Genomic DNA, 20,111 nt, shown 5'->3' with positions numbered 1-20,111 from the left:
AAGTGAGTAACTATTTGTTATTGATCAATGCCTGATGCATCCGAAGTAAATACCGTACCGGCCAATCGCTCTGGTTATACGATTCTAACTGACTTAGCTTAAAAAGTAGTTGACGTTCAACCCGTCTTCGCTCCTCGGGCGGAAGGCTTTTTAAGGTATTGGGTAAGTCGAGAAGTACCTGATTCAATTGAACGCAGGCGGTTACGGGCAACGCAAAGTGGTTGGCCAGCCGTTCAACATCCGATAGCTTCCATAGATCGGGTTTAGAACGTCGGTTCCGGATGGCGTTCCCGCTTAAGCCAACGGCAATCCCCAATTGCTCATCATTGAGCGAACACTCACGCAGCCGCCACATAACAGCCTGATAATTATTGATGAATGAGTGTAATGTAGTGCGTAGATAATCGACCAAAGTATTAGGCGTTTAATGTATCGATTTTATGAAAACTGATACATGCCTGTGTACAACATTCGTGCCGTTGTAAAAGAACTTGCGTTAACTATTGGTCTTTGGTATTCGTTAGTTCGCGAACGTAGTCGAAAAGCAAAAAGTCACCCCGGTTATGGGATGACTTTTTAATAGGTCAGATTAGTGTAATGATCGAATTATGCTTTATCGACAAGAACACGTAACTGAAATTCGTCCATCTCAATTTCGGCAACTGCGGGCGATCCGTTCAGATCACTGACCAGATCGAGCGAAACGGCCTGCACTTCCTGCCGAATGTAATCACTGTTGCTTTCAACCGCTTTGGCGAGCAGGTCGTGGTTGTTTTCCAGTGTAATCCGGATTTTATCGGTTACCGAGAAATCGCGGTCTTTACGCAGGTTCTGAATCCGGTTTACAAAGTCGCGGGCAATGCCTTCGCCACGCAGTTCGTCGCTCAGGGTTACGTCCAGCGCCACGGTGATGCCGTCTTCACTGGCCACCAGCCAACCCGGAATATCTTCCGTCAGTATTTCGACATCGGCCAGGGTGATGGACTGGTTGAGCGATGGGATAACAAATTCGCCGGTTTGTTCCAGACCCTTCAGTTCCTCTGCGCTCATAGCCGTTATACCAGCGGCTACGTCTTTCATCTGCTTGCCGAATTTCGGACCCAGCGCCTTGAAATTCGGCTTCACTTTCTTCTTGAGAATGCCGCTGGCATCGTCGACAAACTCAACTGCCTTTACGTTCACCTCCGACATGATGATCGGCGTGACGTGCTCAATCTGACGGCGGGTGTCGGTGTTCAGAACGGGTACCAGCACACGGCTCAACGGCTGACGCACTTTCAGCTTATGCCCTTTGCGCAGTGAGTGAACCAGCGACGAAACCTGCTGAGCCAACTCCATCGACCGTTCCAGCTCGGCATCGATCAGGACGTGGTCACCAACGGAGAAATCGGTCAGGTGAACGGAAACCGCGCCTTCGTTCAGATTCCGGTATAGCCAGTCGGCGTAGAACGGCGCAATGGGCGACATCAGCTGGGCGACCGTCGATAAACATTCGTGCAGGGTTTCGTAAGCCGCCCGTTTATCGGTGGTCAGTTCGCCGTCGGGCGCGGCCCCTGTCCAGAAGCGTCGACGTGATAACCGAACGTACCAGTTAGACAGTTGATCATTCACGAAATCCTGAACCGCCCGTCCGGCTTTGGTTGGGTTGTAGCTGTCGAATTGCTGCTCGACTTCCAGAATCAGCGATTGCAGCTTGGACAGAATCCAGCGGTCGAGTTCCGGACGTTCGGCCACGGGCACGGTGCGTCCGCTAAACGTGAAGTGGTCCAGGTTGGCATAAAGGGCAAAGAAGTTATAGGTGTTCGACAGCGTGCCGAACAGTTTCCGTTGCACCTCGCCGATGCCGTCGGTATTGAATTTCAGGTTGTCCCAAGGTTCGGCGTTGGTGATCATGTACCAGCGCGTCGCATCGGCCCCGTACTTGTCCAGCGTCTCGAACGGATTCACCGCGTTGCCGAGCCGCTTCGACATTTTGTTGCCGTTCTTGTCCAGCACCAACCCCGTTGATACCACGTTTTTGAACGCTACTGAATCGAACAGCATACCGGCAATGGCGTGAAGCGTAAAGAACCAGCCCCGCGTCTGGTCGACACCTTCGGAGATAAAATCAGCCGGGAACGCTTTTTTGAACACATCTTCGTTCTCGAACGGATAATGCCACTGGGCATACGGCATCGCGCCCGAATCGAACCAAACGTCGATCAGGTCGGATTCACGCTGCATCACCTGGCCGCTGTCTGAAACGAAATAGATTTCGTCGGAATAAGGGCGGTGCAAATCGTATGAACCGTCTGCATGAGCCGCCAGGAACGCCTGGTTTTTGTCAATGTAGGCCTGGTATTCGATTTTGCCTTCCTGAACCCATTCACTCATTCGCTCATTCGCACTTTTGCTCTTTTCAACCAGCTCAGCTACCGATCCCACGCACACTTCTTCGCCTGACTCGCTACGCCAGATGGGTAGGGGAGTGCCCCAGAAACGGCTGCGGCTGAGGTTCCAGTCGACGAGGTTTTCGAGCCAGTTGCCGAAACGACCCGTGCCAGTGCTCTCGGGCTGCCAGTTGATTGTCTTGTTCAGCTCAACGAGCCGGTCTTTTTTTGCCGTCGTCCGGATAAACCAGCTATCGAGCGGGTAGTACAGGATCGGTTTGTCGGTGCGCCAGCAGTGCGGGTAGGGGTGTTCGTACTTCTCAACCCGGAAGGCTTTGTTTTCTTCCTTTAGCTTGATGGCGATGAGCACGTCGGTCGGTTTGAACTCCGGGTCTTCGCGCTCCTCATCCGAATAGTATTCTTCCTTGACATACCGCCCGGCAAACTCACCGATCTCTTTCACGAAAAGACCGTGTTTATCCACAATGGGGACATCCTTGCCGGTTTCATCCTTCACCATGATCGCCGGGATGCCCGCTGCCTGCGCGACCCGGAAGTCGTCGGCACCAAAGGTTGGCGACGTATGCACGATACCTGTACCGTCTTCCGTTGTTACGAAATCGCCCAGGATAACTTTAAAGGCCGGTTTGTCGGGTTGTACATACGGCATCAGCTGTTCGTATTCGATGCCTTCCAGATGCTGGCCTTTAAACTCGGAAACCAGTGCCCAGGGAATCACTTTGTCATTCGGTAAATAAGCGTCGAAGGCTGGACTGTTGACGGAATCGACCTGTGCTTTCTCGTTCAACCAACGGCCAACCAGATTTTTGGCCATCACCACATGTACCGGAATGTGCGTGTAGGGGTTGAACGTTTTTACCATTACGTAGTCGATGTTGGCGCCAACGGTCAGGGCCGAGTTGGCTGGCAGCGTCCAGGGCGTGGTCGTCCAGGCCAGGATGTAGATGTCGGCATCGGCCGAGTCGAAGAACAGGAAGCCCGACTTACCGCTGGGTTTCACCTTGAACTGCGCGACAATGGTCGTGTCCCGAACATCCTTGTAGGTGCCGGGCATGTTCAGTTCATGCGAACTTAGCCCCGTACCGGCCTTGGGCGAATAGGGCTGGATAGTGTATCCTTTGTAGAGCAGGTTCTGGTCATATAGCTTTTTCAGCAGCGACCAGACCGACTCGATGTATTCGTTTTTGTAGGTGACATACGGGTTTTCGAGATCAACCCAATAGCCCATTTTCTGGGTCAGGTCGTTCCACTGGTCAGTAAACCGCATAACCGTTTCGCGGCATTTACGGTTGTATTCCTCCACGCTGATACCACCTTCCGATTCGGGTTTGCCGATATCATCTTTGGTGATGCCCAGCTCTTTTTCAACCTGTAGTTCAATGGGAAGGCCGTGCGTATCCCAGCCGCCTTTCCGCTCGACCTGAAAGCCTTTGAGCGTTTTGTAACGGCAGAAAATATCCTTGATCGTCCGAGCCATCACGTGGTGAATACCCGGAGCGCCATTAGCCGAAGGTGGGCCTTCATAAAAGGTGAAGCTGGGCTTCCCTTCGCGGATGGAAACCGACTGTTCGAAAACCTCATTCTGGTTCCAGTACGTTAAAACCTCGGCTGCGATCTGCGCATAATCGAGGGACTCATATTGCTGATAGGTCACGTCTGAGAGGATCATACGCGCCAATTGGTCCGTATTTGACAACCGATGCCAATTGGGCGGTTAAAAAATAAGTGCAAAGATAGGGAAATAGATGGCATAGGCTGGCTACTTCCCTAGGGCAAAGCGCTGTTGATAGTCAACAAAAAAGCGAACCACCGTGGTTCGCTTCAGGGATATGGATAACCCAGTGCAAACCTTATGGGGTATTGGAGCGGTTAATTTCGCCAATAATAGCCTTTACTTCGTCCAGCGGCAGTTCGGTCGCCGAGGCAATTGCAACGGCATCGTGGTTCAACTTCAGCATAGCGGTGATGAACTTGATCTTGTTCTGCTGACGCTCCAGTTCGCGTCCTTCCTGTATTAATTCTTCGGCGACTGTCATGGTAGAAGAGTTAGCTTTTGTCGAAATACGGCTAAAAATACCAAATAGTTCAATCCTGGTCAAGTTGGTGGATTGTCGGGTTGCGCGGCCATCAGATCGCCAGAATGACAAATTCGACCCGGCGGTTCACTTTCCGTTCTTCATCGGTGCCTTTGGTCAGAATAGGGCGCGTATCACCGTAGCCGATGGTCTGAATGCGATCTACATCAATGCCCTGCTGAACCAGGTACCGCTGGCAGGCAATGACCCGGTCGCGGGAGAGTTGCAGGTTCTTGTCATGGTCGCCAATAATGTCGGTATGTCCTTCGAGCCGGATGGTCATCTTCGGGTTGTCCTGCATCATGGAGACCAGTTTGTTCAATTCGGCAAAGGAGGCCGACAGCAGGTCGGACTTCGACATCTCGAAATAAATATTCTTGAGCGTGACCTTGTCTCCTACCGCCAGGGGCGTCAGCGCAATGTCGCGCGTCAGCTTTTGACCACCGGCCACTTTGCTTAAATCCAGTACACCACTGGCCGACTGATACCCACGCGCCGATGCGATGTAGGTGTATACCTGCCCTTTGTTGAGGCTCATCCGGTAGGCACCCGTTGAGGCAAAACTCTGCACCGAGTCGATGGCCTGTTTGCTGGCCGATAGTTGATAGTCGATGGTTGCCGTAACGGGCCGTTTATTTTTGGCATCGCTGACAATGCCCGATACGGCCACCAGCGTGGGTACAGGAGCTGGAGCGGGTTTGGGCGTTTCTTTCTTTGGAATCTCCATTTCACCGCCCGATTCGCCGGATGGCTGCGGTAGTGGGGTCTGCTTTTTAGGCAGTTTGGGAACAGGTGTGGGTGCCGGGGCTGGCGTAGTGGGTGGCGCATAGACAACTACGTCGGCGGGATTGCTAACGCGCAGGTTGTAGATATTCCAGCAAACGATCTGGTCATAATCGTTGCATTCGAACAGGTCGAAATTTTCCAGCCCTTTGTCTAATCGCTCGAAATAGAGCGTAAACGTAACCTGGTCGCCGGGGCGTGTGATGAGTCCGCTCGGCAGAGGTTGTCCGAATCTGTCCCGGTTAGGGCGTTCTGATTTAACCGGAATGCCTTCTACTTTCAGAAAACCAAACTTACGGGCACCGTTAGCCGCCACTAGCTGGCCCGATGGGTCAAACTCGACGAACTCCCGATCAGCTGGCTCCCCATTTTTGTCTACTCTCGGTTGATTTTTATTCGTAAACGTCAAATTCAGAATGGTGTAATCCCGTGTTAGCCGAATGCTGTTGACCGTTACGCCAGGGTCGGCCGCGCGACCGTTACCGGGCTGGTTACCCGAGTTAGGATAGGTGTCGTCTGGTAACTGCTGACCACCCTGCGACGGATAACCGGATGGGTAGGAACCAAACATGCAGGAGGAGCAGAGCCCAGTCAGAAAGAGGAACAAAAGACAGCGTTGTGGCATATGTTACGGTGGGTGATGGATATCCATCAGCGATTGATACACAAGTTGCGTTTATACAGCCGTAAGACGGAAGGGGTAGGAAGATGTAACATTGCACCTGATCATACGTATGCCGGGTTGTTGTGATATGGCCTTCCGAGTAGTAGTAAAAATCAGCTGCCTTATTCTTACTATATCATATAAAGACTCTGAACCCTGCTGCTTATGGCATCCGATAAAAAATCGCTCGTCACCCGGAGAAAGTTTCTCGATTTGACGGCTAAAGGAACCCTGGCTTCTACGGCCGTTATCAGTGGTTTTCCAACCATTGTCCCGGCTTCTGTATTCGGTAAAAATGCCCCCAGCAACCGAATTAATATAGGGGCCATTGGTACCGGCCGCATTTCGCGCGGGCATGATATGCCCGGCGTCTGGCAATATGATAACGCGCTGATCATGGCCGTTTGCGACCTCGACAGCAATCGCGCTGAATCCGCCAAACAGCTCGTTAACGGCGTTTATGCCAAGAAAACGGGCAAGGATTACGACGGCGTTCGGGTCTATACCGACTATCGCGAATTGCTGCTGAATAAAGACATCGACGCTGTGCTGGTCAGCACCCCCGATCACTGGCACGCGCCCATCGTGATTGATGCCGTTCGCGCCAAAAAGGACGTATACATGCAGAAACCGGCATCACTCACCATTGCCGAAGGACGCATGATGGCCGATGCCGTGAAGAAATCGGGGCAGATTGTGCAAGTGGGTAGTCAGCAACGCTCATCAGAACAGTTTCGCTATGCCGCCGAACTGGTGCGTAATGGCCGGATCGGTAAGCTGAAAACGGTGTACGTTGGTCTCCCCGGCGACCCATCGGGCGACGAAGAACCGCAGATGCCCGTACCCAAAAACCTCAACTACGACATGTGGCTGGGCACTACGCCCGAAGTGTATTACACCGAGAAACGGGTGCATCCGCAAGCCGACTTCGACCGGCCGGGCTGGCTCCGCTGTGAGCAGTTCGGGGCCGGGATGATTACCGGCTGGGGCGCTCACCACGTCGATTCGGCGCACTGGGCCATGAATACCGAATACACCGGCCCGGTCGAAATTTGGGGAAAAGCCGATTTTCCAAAACACGGGTTGTGGGATGTTCACGGCATCTTCCGCACCGAAGCCATGTACGCAAATGGTGTCCACATGATCGTGACGAACGAGATCGCCAACGGCGTGCGGTTTGAAGGAACGGAGGGCTGGATCTTTGTATCGCGGGGTGATGCCGCCGTAACGGCCAGCGACCCGATTGCCAAGCAGAATGCTGCCAAAAAGCTCGACGCCAGCGACCCGAAAATTCTGACGTCGGTTATTGGCCCAAACGAAATCCATCTGCCCGTCAGCAAAGAGCACCACGGCAACTGGCTGGAGAGCATCGTAAGCCGCAAAGAGCCGATTGCCCCCGCCGAAGTGGGCCACCGCTCGTGTTCGGCCTGTTTGCTGCACCACGCGGCCATGAAGCTGAACCGCAAACTCTACTGGGACCCCAAAAAAGAGCAGTTCAAAAACGATCCCGAAGCCAACAAGCTCCTGTCGCGCCCCCAGCGGGCACCGTATGCCATTAAGATGGTGGCCTCGGCGAAGTAATCGTTTAAACCTATAAGGTCTTCGAGACCTTATAGGTTTGTATTCATTTTCAAGCTTAAACCAACTTCAATGAAGTTAATACCCGCCGTTGGTAGCCTGTTGCTGGCTGCTTTAGTTACTGCCTGTCAGTCGTCCGAGAAAAGTGAGAAAAGTATGGCTGATTTTCGATTGATTACCCTGGACCCCGGCCATTTTCACGCGGCCCTGGTCCAGAAAACCATGTACGAAGGTGTCGACTCGACCGTGCATGTGTACGCGCCCGATTCGCCCGACCTGCAACTGCACCTCGATAAGATCGAGGGATACAACACCCGCGCCGAGAATCCGACGCACTGGAAGGAAGACGTCTATAAAGGCGCTGACTTTCTGGATAAAATGCTGGCTGATAAACGGTCCGTCGCCACGGCTGGGGATGTGGTTGTGATGGCGGGCAACAACCGGCTAAAGACCGATTACATCCAGAAAACCATTGGGGCGGGCTTCAACGTGCTGGCCGATAAACCAATGGTGATCAGCGCATCGAACTTCGACAAGCTCAAAGAGTCGTTTGCCACCGCCGAAAAAAACAAGGTGCTGCTGTACGACATCATGACCGAACGATACGAAATCTCGACCATGCTGCAGCGGGCGTTCTCGCTCCAGTCCGAGGTGTTCGGCACGCTCGAAAAAGGTACGCCCGACAAACCCGCCGTGACCAAAGAAAGCGTTCACCATTTTTATAAGAACGTATCGGGCAGCATTCTGACACGTCCGGCCTGGTTCATGGATGTAGAACAGCAGGGCGAAGGCATTGTGGACGTAACCACGCACCTGGTGGATCTTGTGCAGTGGGAGTGCTTCCCCGAGCAGACAATCGACTACCAGAAAGACATCAGCCTGACGTCGGCCCGGCGCTGGACCACCGACATGAGCCTAAGCCAGTTCAAAGCCATCACCAAACAGAATGCGTTTCCGGACTACCTCAAAAAAGACGTGGTCAAAGACAGTATCCTGCGCGTGTACAGCAACGGCGAGATCAACTACACGCTACGCGGTGTGCATGCCAAAGTATCCGTCACCTGGGCCTACAAGGCCCCCGAAGGCGCGGGCGACACGCATTACTCCATTATGCGCGGCACAAACGCCAACCTGATTATCCGGCAGGGAGCCGAGCAGAAGTACAAACCAACGCTCTACATCGAACCCGTTGCCGGGAGCAAAGACATAGCCGGTGCCCTGAAAACGGTTCTGCCCAAAATCCAGCAGGAGTTCCCCGGTGTGGAGGTGAAGAAAATAGCCTCCGGCTGGGAGGTTGTCATTCCCGAAAAATACAAGGAAGGGCACGAAGCCCACTTCGGCCGGGTGGCACAGAAATACATCGACTACCTGAAAGCAGGTAAAATGCCCGCCTGGGAAGTCCCTAACATGATTGCCAAATACTACACAACCACGCAGGCGCTGGAGCTGGCGAAGAAAAAATAATTGTCATGGACTCATCACAAGGCGCAAATCGGCGCAACTTTATTAAGGAAACTATTGCTACAGCCGCTGGTCTGGTCGTATTGCCATCTTTACCCATTGAAACCATTGGCGCACCGGCTATTCTGCGTACCGGTTCGCTGGGCAGCGACCGGATGCCGGTCGCGGCTTCGCGGATTCGCTTTGCCGTGATCGGCATCAACCACGGGCACATCAATAGCCAGGTCGAAGCGGTGATGCGGGGCGGGGGCGAGTTCGTTTCGTTCTATGCCAAAGAGCCTGAGTTGGCGGCTCCTTTTGCCAAGCGATTCTCACAGGCCAAGCAGGTGAAGTCGGAGAACGAGATTCTGGACGATAAATCCATTCAGCTGGTGCTGACCTCCGGCATCCCCGAAGAACGGGCACCGCTGGGCGTTCGGGTGATGAAGTCCGGCAAGGATTTTATGACCGACAAACCCGGTATTACCACCCTCGAACAACTCGCCGAGGTGCGCAAAGTGCAGAAAGAGACGAAGCGGATTTACTCGATCATGTACAGCGAACGGCTCGAAAACCGGGCCACCGTGAAAGCGGGTGAACTGGTCAAAGCGGGGGCGATCGGCAACGTGATTCAGACCATCGGTCTGGGGCCGCACCGCATGAGCCCCAAAACCCGCCCCGACTGGTTCTGGGACAAAAAGAAATTTGGCGGCATCATCTGCGACATTGCCTCGCACCAGTTCGACCAGTTCCTGTTCTTCACGGGCTCCAAGAAAGCGGATATCGTAGCTGCGCAGGTGGGTAATGTCCATTTCCCGCAATACCCGAAGTTTGAAGATTTCGGCGATGTGATGCTCCGGGGCGACGGCGGTATGGGCTACATTCGCGTTGACTGGTTCACCCCCGACGGACTCAAAAGCTGGGGCGACGGCCGACTGACCATTCTGGGCACTGAGGGCTTCATGGAACTACGCAAGAACGTCGACCCCGCCGGGCGCGACGGTGGCAATCACCTGATTATCACCGACAATAAAGAGTCGCGTTATATCGACTGTAGCAACGTACAACTGCCCTACGGCGAGCAACTCGTCAACGACGTCATCAATCGCACCGAAACCGCTATGCCGCAGGAGCATTGCTTCCTGGCCATGGAACTGGCCATCCGGGCACAGAAACAGGCGCAGGTCGTGAATTTTAAGAAGTAGGGATTTGGTATTTCTTCATTCTAATAAAAGTATCAGACTGCCTTTTCTTTTTGAAAGGGCAGTCTGATACTTTGGTTTTTCTAGGGCTCCGGACATATAAAGTTGGGAAGGATTTCTTGCATATTCGAATTGAATCTGTGAGATTGCTGATAAAATTATGGGTATTAGCAAAGACAGGTTATCATCACAAGGAGTAAGTCGAAGAATAAAATTTTAACCCTACACAAATCTCTAATAGAAACAGCTCAGCTTGGGGCTATAGCTTGTCAGCATCTGTATATTTTTACTCTACTTTCATTGCTCCTGTTACTGAATGGAAAACAAATTCGTTTGGCATAATTCCATTGAATGTATTGTCGGGTTCTAGCCAAACTTGTCGAATATATTCGAAAGTTCCCTTGTTAATTTTGTGGAGAGCATTTGGATTGTGAAATAAAGTTACGCTTTCGCACCAATTTTCTATACCTTGATTAGGTTTAACTTGATATGTAAATTCTGTAGCTTCCTCTCCTAACTCAGGATTATACTTTGCCCCTGCTCTAACTATTATTAGCTCTTCTTTACTTAGTGCAGATTGATATGCCATTCTGTTAAATTTATGCAAATCAGAATTGTTAGTAAATAAGACACCACTAATATTTTCCGCTAATTTCTGCCCAAAAAAGTTAGCTGGTATAACTTTGTTCTCTGATTTAAATTCAGTTATAACTTCTGCGCCAAGGTTTTCCACACCTTCTTTTGTAATATTTACTTTTTGTTTAATACCATATAAGTATTCAATTAATTTGGCATCTGGCAAGAAAGAAGCTAAATAGTTATGTGCAGGAGTAATGGCAATAACCAAAGGCTTTCCTTTTACCCAATCTAATTTCCAATATTCTTTATTAAGCTTTGAAAACAAAACACTACCCATTCTAATTATATAATAGTCAATTAACCTTTGCTGAGCTATTAAATCATTTTTTGCTTTAGATGAATCTATAAATTCCTTACTAAAAACGTCGTCTTCTTTCTTGGCTGATAAGCTAGCTTCAACAAAAATTTCAATATCTCCTTTTATTAAATGAAAATCTGGTCTATCATATTTATCGCTTTGGGAAAATCCGATTTCTTTAAAAAGAACAAATAAGTAAATTTCCCATAGCCTTGCATCAAATCCATCAGATTGAAATTGCTGAACAAAATTGCCATCTTTATCTGTCATAAGTCTGACGATATTTTCAATTATATTTCTCGCCGGGTCAAAAAGCTTACTTTGCGTTAGTAATCTAAACTTCTCATTAAGCTTTTTATCCGAAACAATTTGTTTGTATATGTCTTCCACTTTTAAAGTCTGTTTATTTTGAGACAACAGTTTGCCTTTTCGAACTAGTTGATGTTCAGTAATCACGGAACTGAAGCGAAACAGCCAACAAAGAGCTGATGGCAATTCTGTATGCTTCTATGTATTAGGGAGGCAAAGTTTTATGTAGTTTTATTGATGCTTAACGAGTTTGAATTCTTTGTTATTGAGAATTAAAATAGCGTCCCCGCCAATGTAAGTTGATCCACCCCGTATTTCACCTTCGGTGTATGTTAATACAATTGGGTCAATGAATGTGTATGAAATGGCGTCATAATTTTCACTATATAGTCCGTCTTTACTAACAGGGTAATTATTGAATAGTTCCTTGTTGTAAGATGGTTGCATGGCTTTAATTAAAGCTTTTTCAGCATCAAGAAATATTTTTTCTTGGTCTGGATAATTTTTTTCCTGTAAAGATTCAACCATGTCTTTTAAATTTCCATTCTTTCCAAATGATTGGATTTGCAAGTTATCTCGAAACTCAAAAGGAAGTATTACAATTTCATTTGCTGGTAATTGTTTTTTAGTGACTGGTGCTTCCAAAGATAGGATGTCTTGAAACGTTGAATGTCCAGTTAATCTTTTTAATATACTTTGCTTAGTTGCTTTACCTACATAATGTACAATGTAATTGGTAAGTGATTTCCAATCACCTTGAACTTTACAAGTAATAAGTCCCTTCCACCAATTTTGGAGAAGTTTTTCTGGTGAGAACCAAATAATAAATTCTTTTCCTTTTAGCGTATGCCTAACTAGTGAGAACCCATGTATATTTCCAAATGGTGGTTTTTCTTGTTTAATATCTCTATCAAGATAGTTAAACGCTACATCAACAACATTGTCTTTCATTAAATCAAAAAGTTCTTGATCAAATGGTAGTTGGCATCTCAATATATTTGAATTGCCTCTTTGATGAATTTCAAAGTTTAATTGATATGCGGTCGTATCAGGAATTACATTTTCGAAAGTGATAACTGGTCTTTGAGCAATTAGATAAAGGCTTGCTTTTTCAAGCGCTTTTTCAACAAGAAGGTCATCCTTAATGGTTGCGAATTCATATGCTGTCAATGGAGCATAAGCTAATTCAAGTTGATTTAACAAGCTCTTTCGGTTCATAAGATTTTACTTGCGTATTTTTAAGATACAAGTTTTGACTTACATGCTGTATTTATCTTAATTAGGAATCATAAATTTTCGCAGTAAAAGTGTATTTCGTTCTACTAGCTAGGGCACTTCCAAATGTACTAATTTTACCGACTAACAATCTGCACAGCACATCCGCCCCCTTTTGCTAAATGAAACGTCAATTTCGTCTTAGCTGTAACGGGCTTCTTCTCGATGACGTACGCTTCCGGGTTGGTGGCCCAGTCGGCGGTGGGGGCGTCGCGGTAGACGATGGCTTCGTAGGTTTTGCCGGGCTCCAGAAACGACAGGTCCAGCAGCAGGTCGCGGCTGTTCTCGTCGGTGATGGCCCCTACGTACCAGTTGGGCGCTCCCTTTTCTTTGCGAGCAATCATGACATAATCGGCGGGTTCGGCGGCCAGCACTTTGGTATCGTCCCAATCGACCGGCACATCGCGGATAAACTGGAAAGCGTCCAGGTGTTTCTCGTAGTTTTCGGGTAGGTCGGCGGCCATTTGCAGCGGGCTGTAGAGCGTGATGTACAGCGCCAGTTGTTTGGCCAGCGTCGTCCGTACCACCGTCGTGCGCGTGCTGTCGAACTGGTTTAGCTTGAAGCGGAACAGGCCGGGCGTGAAATCCATTGGGCCACCCAGCATCCGCGTAAACGGCAGAATGGTCGTGTGTTCGGGCGTGATGCCCAGCGTGGGCGCGTTGTTGAATTCGCTGCCCCGGGCGGCTTCACTCGCCATCCAGTTCGGGTAGGTTCGGTGGAGGCCCGTCGGGTGCGCCGACTCGTGCGAGTCGACCATGATCTTGTACTGAGCCGCTTTCTGCGCCACCCGCTGGTAATGGTTTACCATCCACTGGCTGTCGTGGTGTTCGCCACGCGGAATGATCCGGCCCACGTACCCGGTCTTCACGGTGTTGATGCCCTCTTTCACCATGTACTGAAAGGCGGCATCCATCCGGCGTTCGTAGTTCGTTACCGAGCCGGAGGTTTCGTGGTGCATGATCAGCCGGACGCCTTTCTGCTGGGCGTAGGTCGTCAGCGAGTCGATGTTATAATCGGGATAGGGCGTCACGAAGTCGAATACATCCTCCTTCCAATTGCCGAACCAGTCTTCCCAGCCCTCGTTCCAGCCTTCGACCAGCACCCCGTTGAAACCATATTTGGCGGCAAAGTCGATGTACTTCTTTACGTTCTGCGTGTTGGCGCCGTGTTTACCTTCGGCCTTGGCCCAGTTCGCTTTTCCAATGTGCATCTCCCACCACATCCCCACAAATTTCTGCGGCTTTATCCACGATGGGTCGGCAATGGTAGAGGGCTCGTTCAGGTTCAGAATGAGTTTGGAGGCCAGCAGGTCGGTGGCTTTATCGCTGATAATCAGCGTGCGCCAGGGTGTTTTCGCCGGGGTTTGTAGGTAGGCTTTGTTGCCCACCGCATCGGGCGTTAGCTGCGCCGTAAGCGTTAGGCTTTTCTTGTCCAGTTGCAGGTGCATGACCGGGTAATTGAGCAAAGCCGCTTCGTAGAGGCTCACATACAGGCCGTCGTTGGTCTTGAACAGCAGGGGCGTCTGCACAGCATTCGGCCCGATAATAGACTTCAGGGCTATGTCTTTTTCCTTATCCGCAGCCGCAATCGCGTCGACCTCGGTCAGTTTGGTCTTGTTGTAGAAATATTCGTTCGAGTCATAATCGCCCGGCATCCAGAACGTCTGATGGTCGGCGGCTAGCTTGAACTGGGTTTTCTCATCATCGACCACAAAATGAGTCAGCTTAGGCTGCTGCGGGAATTCGTAGCGAAAACCAACGCCATCGTCGAACACCCGGAAGCGCACCCGCAGGCCAATGCCCGACCCGGATTTATCCTGAAGGTTGAGAATAAGTTCGTGGTAGTGATTGCGAACCTGGCTCACTTCGCCCCAAACCGGTTTCCAGGTTTCGTCCGTCTGCGACGAATCGACGCGGGTAATCGTGAAGCGGTTCAAGGACACCTTGGGCTTGCTCAGCACAAAGCCCAACCCCGACGGCTCAATAACGGACTTGCCTTTGTACCGAACCTGATACGTCACCTCACCCGTCGGCGTATTTTGGGCCGTCACGGTAATGAGCCGGTTTGGTGAGCTTATGGAAATGGGCTGTTGAGCAAGGCCGTTGACCCAGAAAAAACTGAGCAGAGCAGCCAGGTGATGTTTGGTAAAAAAAGGCATAGCAACGTAGATTAGATCGCTGGCCGGGTAAGGCTGTTTATAGAGCTGTTAACACATGCACTGACTCAAATGTAAGCCATTTTGGTAATCGTACCTACGGGCCGGGCCGCGTTCGGCTTCAGCCCGTATTTGTATGTAATTGAATTGTATGCATATAAAACACGGGTTGAAGCCGAACGCGGCCCGGCCCGTAGATACGTTTCTCTGAATTTTTACCATACCTGTCGTTGTTAGTCCTCTGAAATCTTCATACCCCTTGGCTACCATTTTACTTATTGACGATGAATCCCGGCTTCGTCAGCTTCTCGCCCGGATTCTGCAACTCGAAGGCTACACCATTCTGGAAGCCGAAAACGCCCGCGCCGGTCTGAAAATCCTCGAACGGGAAGAGGTGCAACTTGTCATCAGCGATGTGAAGCTGCCCGATAAAAACGGTATCGAACTGTCTGCCCAGATCAAGGAACTATACCCTGCCACAGAAATCATTGTGCTGACGGCCTATGGAACCATTTCGGATGGGGTAACGGCCATTAAAAACGGGGCGTTCGATTACATCACCAAGGGCGACGATAACGACCGGATCATTCCGCTGGTGAGTCGGGCGGTGGAGAAAGCGAACCTGCAATTTCGTATCAAACAGCTTGAAGAGCAGGTTAGTCAGCGGTACGGTTTCGACCGGATCATTGGCCGTTCCCGACCCCTTCAGCAGGCCGTTGACCTGGCGCGTAAAGTCGCCGTGACGGATACGACCGTTCTGCTCACGGGCGAAACGGGTACGGGTAAAGAAGTATTTGCTCAGGCCATTCACCAGGCCAGCCCTCGCCGGACGGGGCCGTTTGTAGCCATTAACTGCGGGGCCTTGGGAAAAGACATTCTGGAAAGTGAACTGTTCGGGCATCGGAGCGGGGCCTTTACCGGGGCCAGCCGCGACCAGAAAGGGCTCTTCGCCGAAGCCAACAAAGGCACTATTTTCTTGGATGAAATCGGCGAAATGCCCCTCGACCTACAAGCGAAACTCCTGCGCGTGCTCGAAACCCACGAGTTCCTGCGGGTGGGCGATACCAAACCAACCAAAACGGATGTTCGAGTCGTTGCCGCTACCAACCGGAGTCTGGAGCAGGAAGCCGGCGCGGGCCGGTTTCGGCTCGATCTCTACTACCGGCTATCGGTCTTCCAGATCGAACTACCCGCCCTCCGCGACCGGCGCGATGATATTACCGACCTTGCCAATCAGTTTGCACAGCAGGAAGCTGCCAAAGTAGGCAAGCGCGACGTTCGGCTGAGTCCGGCCTTTGTGCAGAAGTTGACGGCCCATCGCTGGAAGGGCAACATCCGGGAGTTGAAGAACGTCATCGAGCGGGCCGTTATCCTGGCCGACACCCGCAACGGAACCCTCGAACTCACCCCCGAGTTGCTGCCCTACGACATGCAGACAGGCTCGTTCCCCACCGACGCCACAGCACTCGACCTGGCCACCGTGGAGCAACAGCACATCCGCCGGGTGCTTCATCAAACTAATGGCAACAAAACCGAAACCGCCCGGCTGCTGGGAATTGGTTTGACAACGTTGTACCGAAAACTGGGGGAAGCGGGGATTGGGGAGTGAGTGGAATAAGTGGAGTGATATTTCATTACCCCTAAATCTCCTGAAGGGGATTTCATTCCTTGTTAGACAAAGTCCCCTTCAGGGGATTTAGGGGTTTCATAGGTCTGCTTATAAATAGAAGTCATCTTCTCAAATACCAACTTCAAATCATCCTCCCTCGTCCGCCAGTTAACGAAAGCCGCACGGATACCGGCCTTACCTTTATACACGGTGGGCGTCATGAAAACCAGCCCTGTTTCGTTCAGGGTTTTCAGGAATGAGTTCACTCGTTCAGGCTCGGCATTAGTCAGTGTAAAACAGACCGTATTCAGCCGGACGGGGGCCAGTAACTCAAAATAAGCACTGTCGGCGAGCATTTTGCCAAAGGTCTGGGCCAGCCGGATATTGGTTTCCACCAAGGTTTGATAGCCTTCTTTGCCGTAGGCCATCAGGCTGAACCAGGCGGGTAACGCCCGCAGTCGCCGGGAGCTTTCGGGCACCAGCGTCTGGTAATTCACGTTCGTCAGCAGGTCGCCGAGGTAAGGGCTGTTGAGCGGTTGCAGCGTTTCGATATGAAGCTGCCGATGCTTCGTCTGCATTAAAAATATGGCGCTGTCGTAGGGCACATTCAACCATTTGTGGCAGTCGATGGTGAGACTGTCGGCCTGTTCCCATCCGGCCAGCAACTGCTGATAGGCCGGAGAGCAGGCGGCAAAGCCGCCAAAAGCGCCATCCACATGCCACCAGAACGAGTATTTCTTTTTCAGTTCGGCGATGGCTGTCATGTCGTCAAAATCGACGGTGTTGACCGTTCCTGCGCTGGAGATCAGGATAGCCGGTTTTCCGTCGAGCGCCTGTAGTTTCGCTTCCAGATCGCCCACGTCCATCGCTTCCCGGTTACCGTCGAGGTACTTGATTCGGACAACGTTGTTTCGACCAATACCCAGCATGGCCAGCGACTTCACCGCCGACGCGTGCGGCTCAGCCGACAGCACCGTGATACCTGGCACCATGCCGTCGTTGGCAATATCAACACCCAGTTGCTTCCCTGCCCATTGCCGGGCCACGCTCAGGCAGGTGAAATTCGACATCGTAGCTCCCGAAACAAAACCACCAAGAAAGGTGTCGGGGAGGTTGAATAGCTGCCGCAGTAACTGAATCGTTTCAACTTCAATGTTAGCCGAAATGTCACCCTGTCCCGCGGTGGCGAAACTGCACTGATCGAAAGCCGTAGCCAGCCAGTCGCCCACGATAGAAGCCGGAGTAGTGCCGCCAATGACATACCCCCAGTAACGCGGTCCGGATGAGGCTACAATCACGTTGCGCAGTCGGTCATTAAATTCATCGAAAGCATTCAGGGTTCCCATTCCCTGTTCCGCCAACTGGTTTCGGACCGAATTGGTGGTATAGGTTCCCGTTGTGGGTAGTGTACTGAGGGCGGTCAGATGAGCCAGACTTTCGGCCTTGGCTCGTTCGAGCAGGGCGGCAAGATTGGCGGAATCCTGTTGTAGCGGTGAGGTCATGTAGTTTAATGGAAATATAATGTAAATAAAGGTAAACTAGTGGCGCATTAAGGAGTTCTGTCAACGATTCGTCTATCCTTAGTTCATGTCTTCATCCCATTCGTCGTTAAATAAAGTATCCCCACAAGGCTTGTTGGTGGCCATTGGCATTGTCTTCGGCGATATTGGTACATCACCCCTCTACACACTGGCGGCCGTTATGCGCGGCAAAGAGCTAACCGAAACGCTGGTGCTGGGTACGCTGTCCTGTGTGATCTGGACACTAACGCTTCAAACGACTATTAAATATGTCGTTATCACGCTTCGGGCGGATAACAAAGGCGAGGGTGGTATTTTCTCCCTATACACTCTTGTCCGGCGGTTTACGGGCGGCTGGCTGAAATATCCGGCCATTATCGGCGGGTCTTTTCTACTGGCCGACGGGCTGATTACACCGCCTATTTCGGTTTCATCGGCCATTGAGGGGCTACTCATTTTTTACCCACACCTCGATACGGTTCCCATCGTTATTGGCATTCTGATTGCCCTTTTTGTGAGCCAGCAATTTGGTACGCAGTTTCTGGGTAAGCTGTTCGGACCCATTATGCTGGTCTGGTTTTCGTTCATTGGTGCCATTGGGTTCTGGGCACTTTTTGGGCATCTGGGAGTGCTGCGGGCATTAAACCCGGCCTGGGCCATGCGGCTGCTAACGGTATATCCGGGCGGTTTCTGGTTGCTGGGTGGTGTGTTCTTATGTACCACCGGGGCCGAAGCACTCTACTCCGACATGGGGCACTGCGGTCGGGGTAACATCCGGGTGAGCTGGGGCTATGTTAAGTTCATGCTACTGTTATCCTACGCGGGTCAGTCGGCCTGGCTCATGCAGCACCTCGGTCAGCAACTCAGCGAAACCAGTCCCTTTTACTCCATCGTTCCGGCCTGGTTAACCGTCTTCAGCATCGGGCTGGCTACGGTGGCCACGATTATTGCCAGTCAGGCACTCATCAGCGGGGCGTTTACACTGGTTGGCGAAGCCATGCGACTTAACTTCTGGCCCCGCCAGCGCGTCGTTTACCCATCTTCTGAACGCGGTCAGTTGTACGTTCCTTATGTCAACTGGGGCCTGATGGTCGGGTGTATTCTGATCGTGCTGCACTTCCGCGAATCGAAAAACATGGAAGCTGCCTTTGGATTGGCCGTTACGCTCACCATGCTCATGAGTACGGTGCTGATGAGCATGTTCCTGCGCGTCAAACGAGTCAATCCAATATTGATCGTGCTAATTACGGGCGTCTTTCTCACGGTAGAATCTACCTTCCTGATTGCCAATCTGGTCAAATTCGAGGAGGGCGGCTGGATATCCATTACGCTGGGCCTGCTGCTGATGGCGCTGATGTTTTTCTGGTATAGGGGCGAAGCTATCAAAGCGGAGTCGATTCGTTACGACTCTCTGCCCGACAACCTGCACTTGCTGAAACAACTCAGCATCGACGAGTCGATTCCGAAATACGCGACTCATCTGGTGTACCTAACCACAGCCGAAGATACCCGAAAGATCGAAGCCGAAACGCTCTATTCCATTCTGAACCGTGCGCCCAAGCGAGCCGACATTTACTGGCTTCTGCACATCTGCGTCGAGGATGAGCCGTATGTGATGCGGTACAAAGTAGAAACCCTGGCCGAAGAAGATGTTTATTTCATTACGTTCTACCTCGGCTTCCGGGTACAGCCACGCATCAACTTACTCTTCAGGATGGTGGTGGAAGATATGGTGAAAAATAAGGAAATAACCCTCGAAACCCGGTACAGGTCGCTGAACACCCACCGCGTTCCGGGTGATTTCCGGTTTGTGCTTTTTCGGACATTTCTTTCCTATGAAAACGCCCTGTCTATCAGCGATAAACTGATCATGAATATCTATTTCCTCATCAAGAACATCTCGTTACCCCCCCAGGCGGCTTACGGGCTGGACACCAGCAATGTGGTTGTTGAAGATGTGCCCATCGTACTGGCGCGGCCTGCCAATCTGCGACTAACACGAATAAAGCCGAAAGAGGAACCTTATACAGGATAAGTCGTAGTTGACCGTACCAAATTGAAAAGCCGACCCTTCCATTTTGGAAGGGTCGGCTTTTTTTTTGTGTTTACCCTTCGTTCACAAATAAAGATAATTAACTAATAATCAACAGGATACCAAGATAAATAAGCTTTT

The 20,111-nt window shown here is 51.0% G+C and carries 13 protein-coding genes; 5 read left to right on the top strand and 8 right to left on the bottom strand.

Translation table 11 applies throughout. The annotated features are described in order from the left end of the window. Nucleotides 1-10: 10 nt before the first annotated feature. The 4 genes from NT073_RS30025 to NT073_RS30010 form a co-directional block, all read right to left on the bottom strand. On the bottom strand, nucleotides 11-412 hold the full coding sequence (locus NT073_RS30025; RefSeq protein WP_297381564.1) for a hypothetical protein: 402 nt from the start codon (nucleotides 410-412) through the stop codon (nucleotides 11-13). Between the two features lie 194 nt (nucleotides 413-606). Next, on the bottom strand, nucleotides 607-4,059 hold the full coding sequence (gene ileS, locus NT073_RS30020; protein ID WP_297381563.1) for an isoleucine--tRNA ligase: 3,453 nt from the start codon (nucleotides 4,057-4,059) through the stop codon (nucleotides 607-609). Nucleotides 4,060-4,240: 181 nt separating this feature from the next. Beyond that, on the bottom strand, nucleotides 4,241-4,426 hold the full coding sequence (locus NT073_RS30015) for a hypothetical protein (protein WP_297381561.1): 186 nt from the start codon (nucleotides 4,424-4,426) through the stop codon (nucleotides 4,241-4,243). A gap of 91 nt (nucleotides 4,427-4,517) precedes the next feature. Beyond that, entirely contained in the window at nucleotides 4,518-5,873 is a 1,356-nt protein-coding gene (locus NT073_RS30010; RefSeq protein WP_297381559.1) for an OmpA family protein, read from the bottom strand. A 204-nt stretch (nucleotides 5,874-6,077) separates the two neighbouring features. On the opposite strand from NT073_RS30010, the gene NT073_RS30005 reads away from it, so the two are divergent. The 3 genes from NT073_RS30005 to NT073_RS29995 all read left to right on the top strand — a co-directional run bounded on the left by NT073_RS30005 (nucleotide 6,078) and on the right by NT073_RS29995 (nucleotide 10,135). Continuing rightward, entirely contained in the window at nucleotides 6,078-7,493 is a 1,416-nt protein-coding gene (locus NT073_RS30005) for a Gfo/Idh/MocA family oxidoreductase (RefSeq protein ID WP_297381557.1), read from the top strand. A 69-nt stretch (nucleotides 7,494-7,562) separates the two neighbouring features. Beyond that, nucleotides 7,563-8,954 carry a putative oxidoreductase C-terminal domain-containing protein gene (locus NT073_RS30000; protein WP_297381555.1) on the top strand — a complete coding sequence of 464 codons (1,392 nt, stop codon included), beginning with the start codon at nucleotides 7,563-7,565 and terminating at the stop codon, nucleotides 8,952-8,954. A gap of 5 nt (nucleotides 8,955-8,959) precedes the next feature. After that, entirely contained in the window at nucleotides 8,960-10,135 is a 1,176-nt protein-coding gene (locus NT073_RS29995; protein ID WP_297381553.1) for a Gfo/Idh/MocA family oxidoreductase, read from the top strand. Nucleotides 10,136-10,418: 283 nt separating this feature from the next. Here NT073_RS29995 and NT073_RS29990 read toward each other — a convergent pair whose 3' ends face one another. From NT073_RS29990 to NT073_RS29980, 3 genes are all read right to left on the bottom strand, one after another. Beyond that, the gene (locus NT073_RS29990; RefSeq protein WP_297381551.1) at nucleotides 10,419-11,525 is read right to left on the bottom strand and encodes a hypothetical protein; all 1,107 of its coding nucleotides are present in this window, start codon (nucleotides 11,523-11,525) and stop codon (nucleotides 10,419-10,421) included. 84 nt (nucleotides 11,526-11,609) lie between these two features. Next, nucleotides 11,610-12,596, bottom strand: coding sequence for a hypothetical protein (locus tag NT073_RS29985; RefSeq protein ID WP_297381549.1), 987 nt, complete (start codon nucleotides 12,594-12,596; stop codon nucleotides 11,610-11,612). Between the two features lie 134 nt (nucleotides 12,597-12,730). Continuing rightward, complete coding sequence (locus tag NT073_RS29980) at nucleotides 12,731-14,812, bottom strand: glycoside hydrolase family 97 protein (RefSeq protein ID WP_297381547.1); 2,082 nt, start codon at nucleotides 14,810-14,812, stop codon at nucleotides 12,731-12,733. A 256-nt stretch (nucleotides 14,813-15,068) separates the two neighbouring features. Between NT073_RS29980 and NT073_RS29975 the strand changes: the two genes are divergently transcribed. Beyond that, the gene (locus NT073_RS29975; RefSeq protein WP_297381545.1) at nucleotides 15,069-16,418 is read left to right on the top strand and encodes a sigma-54 dependent transcriptional regulator; all 1,350 of its coding nucleotides are present in this window, start codon (nucleotides 15,069-15,071) and stop codon (nucleotides 16,416-16,418) included. Nucleotides 16,419-16,480: 62 nt separating this feature from the next. On the opposite strand, the gene NT073_RS29970 is transcribed toward NT073_RS29975, so the two are convergent. Beyond that, nucleotides 16,481-17,920: a pyridoxal-dependent decarboxylase gene (locus NT073_RS29970; protein ID WP_297381543.1), complete on the bottom strand. Its 1,440-nt coding sequence runs from the start codon at nucleotides 17,918-17,920 to the stop codon at nucleotides 16,481-16,483. 85 nt (nucleotides 17,921-18,005) lie between these two features. On the opposite strand from NT073_RS29970, the gene NT073_RS29965 reads away from it, so the two are divergent. After that, complete coding sequence (locus NT073_RS29965) at nucleotides 18,006-19,973, top strand: KUP/HAK/KT family potassium transporter (protein WP_297381541.1); 1,968 nt, start codon at nucleotides 18,006-18,008, stop codon at nucleotides 19,971-19,973. The last annotated feature ends 138 nt before the right edge of the window (nucleotides 19,974-20,111 follow it).

The organism is Spirosoma sp., assembly GCF_026391055.1.
GTDB lineage: Bacteria > Bacteroidota > Bacteroidia > Cytophagales > Spirosomataceae > Spirosoma.
This window is presented reverse-complemented; position numbering and strand designations above follow the sequence as displayed.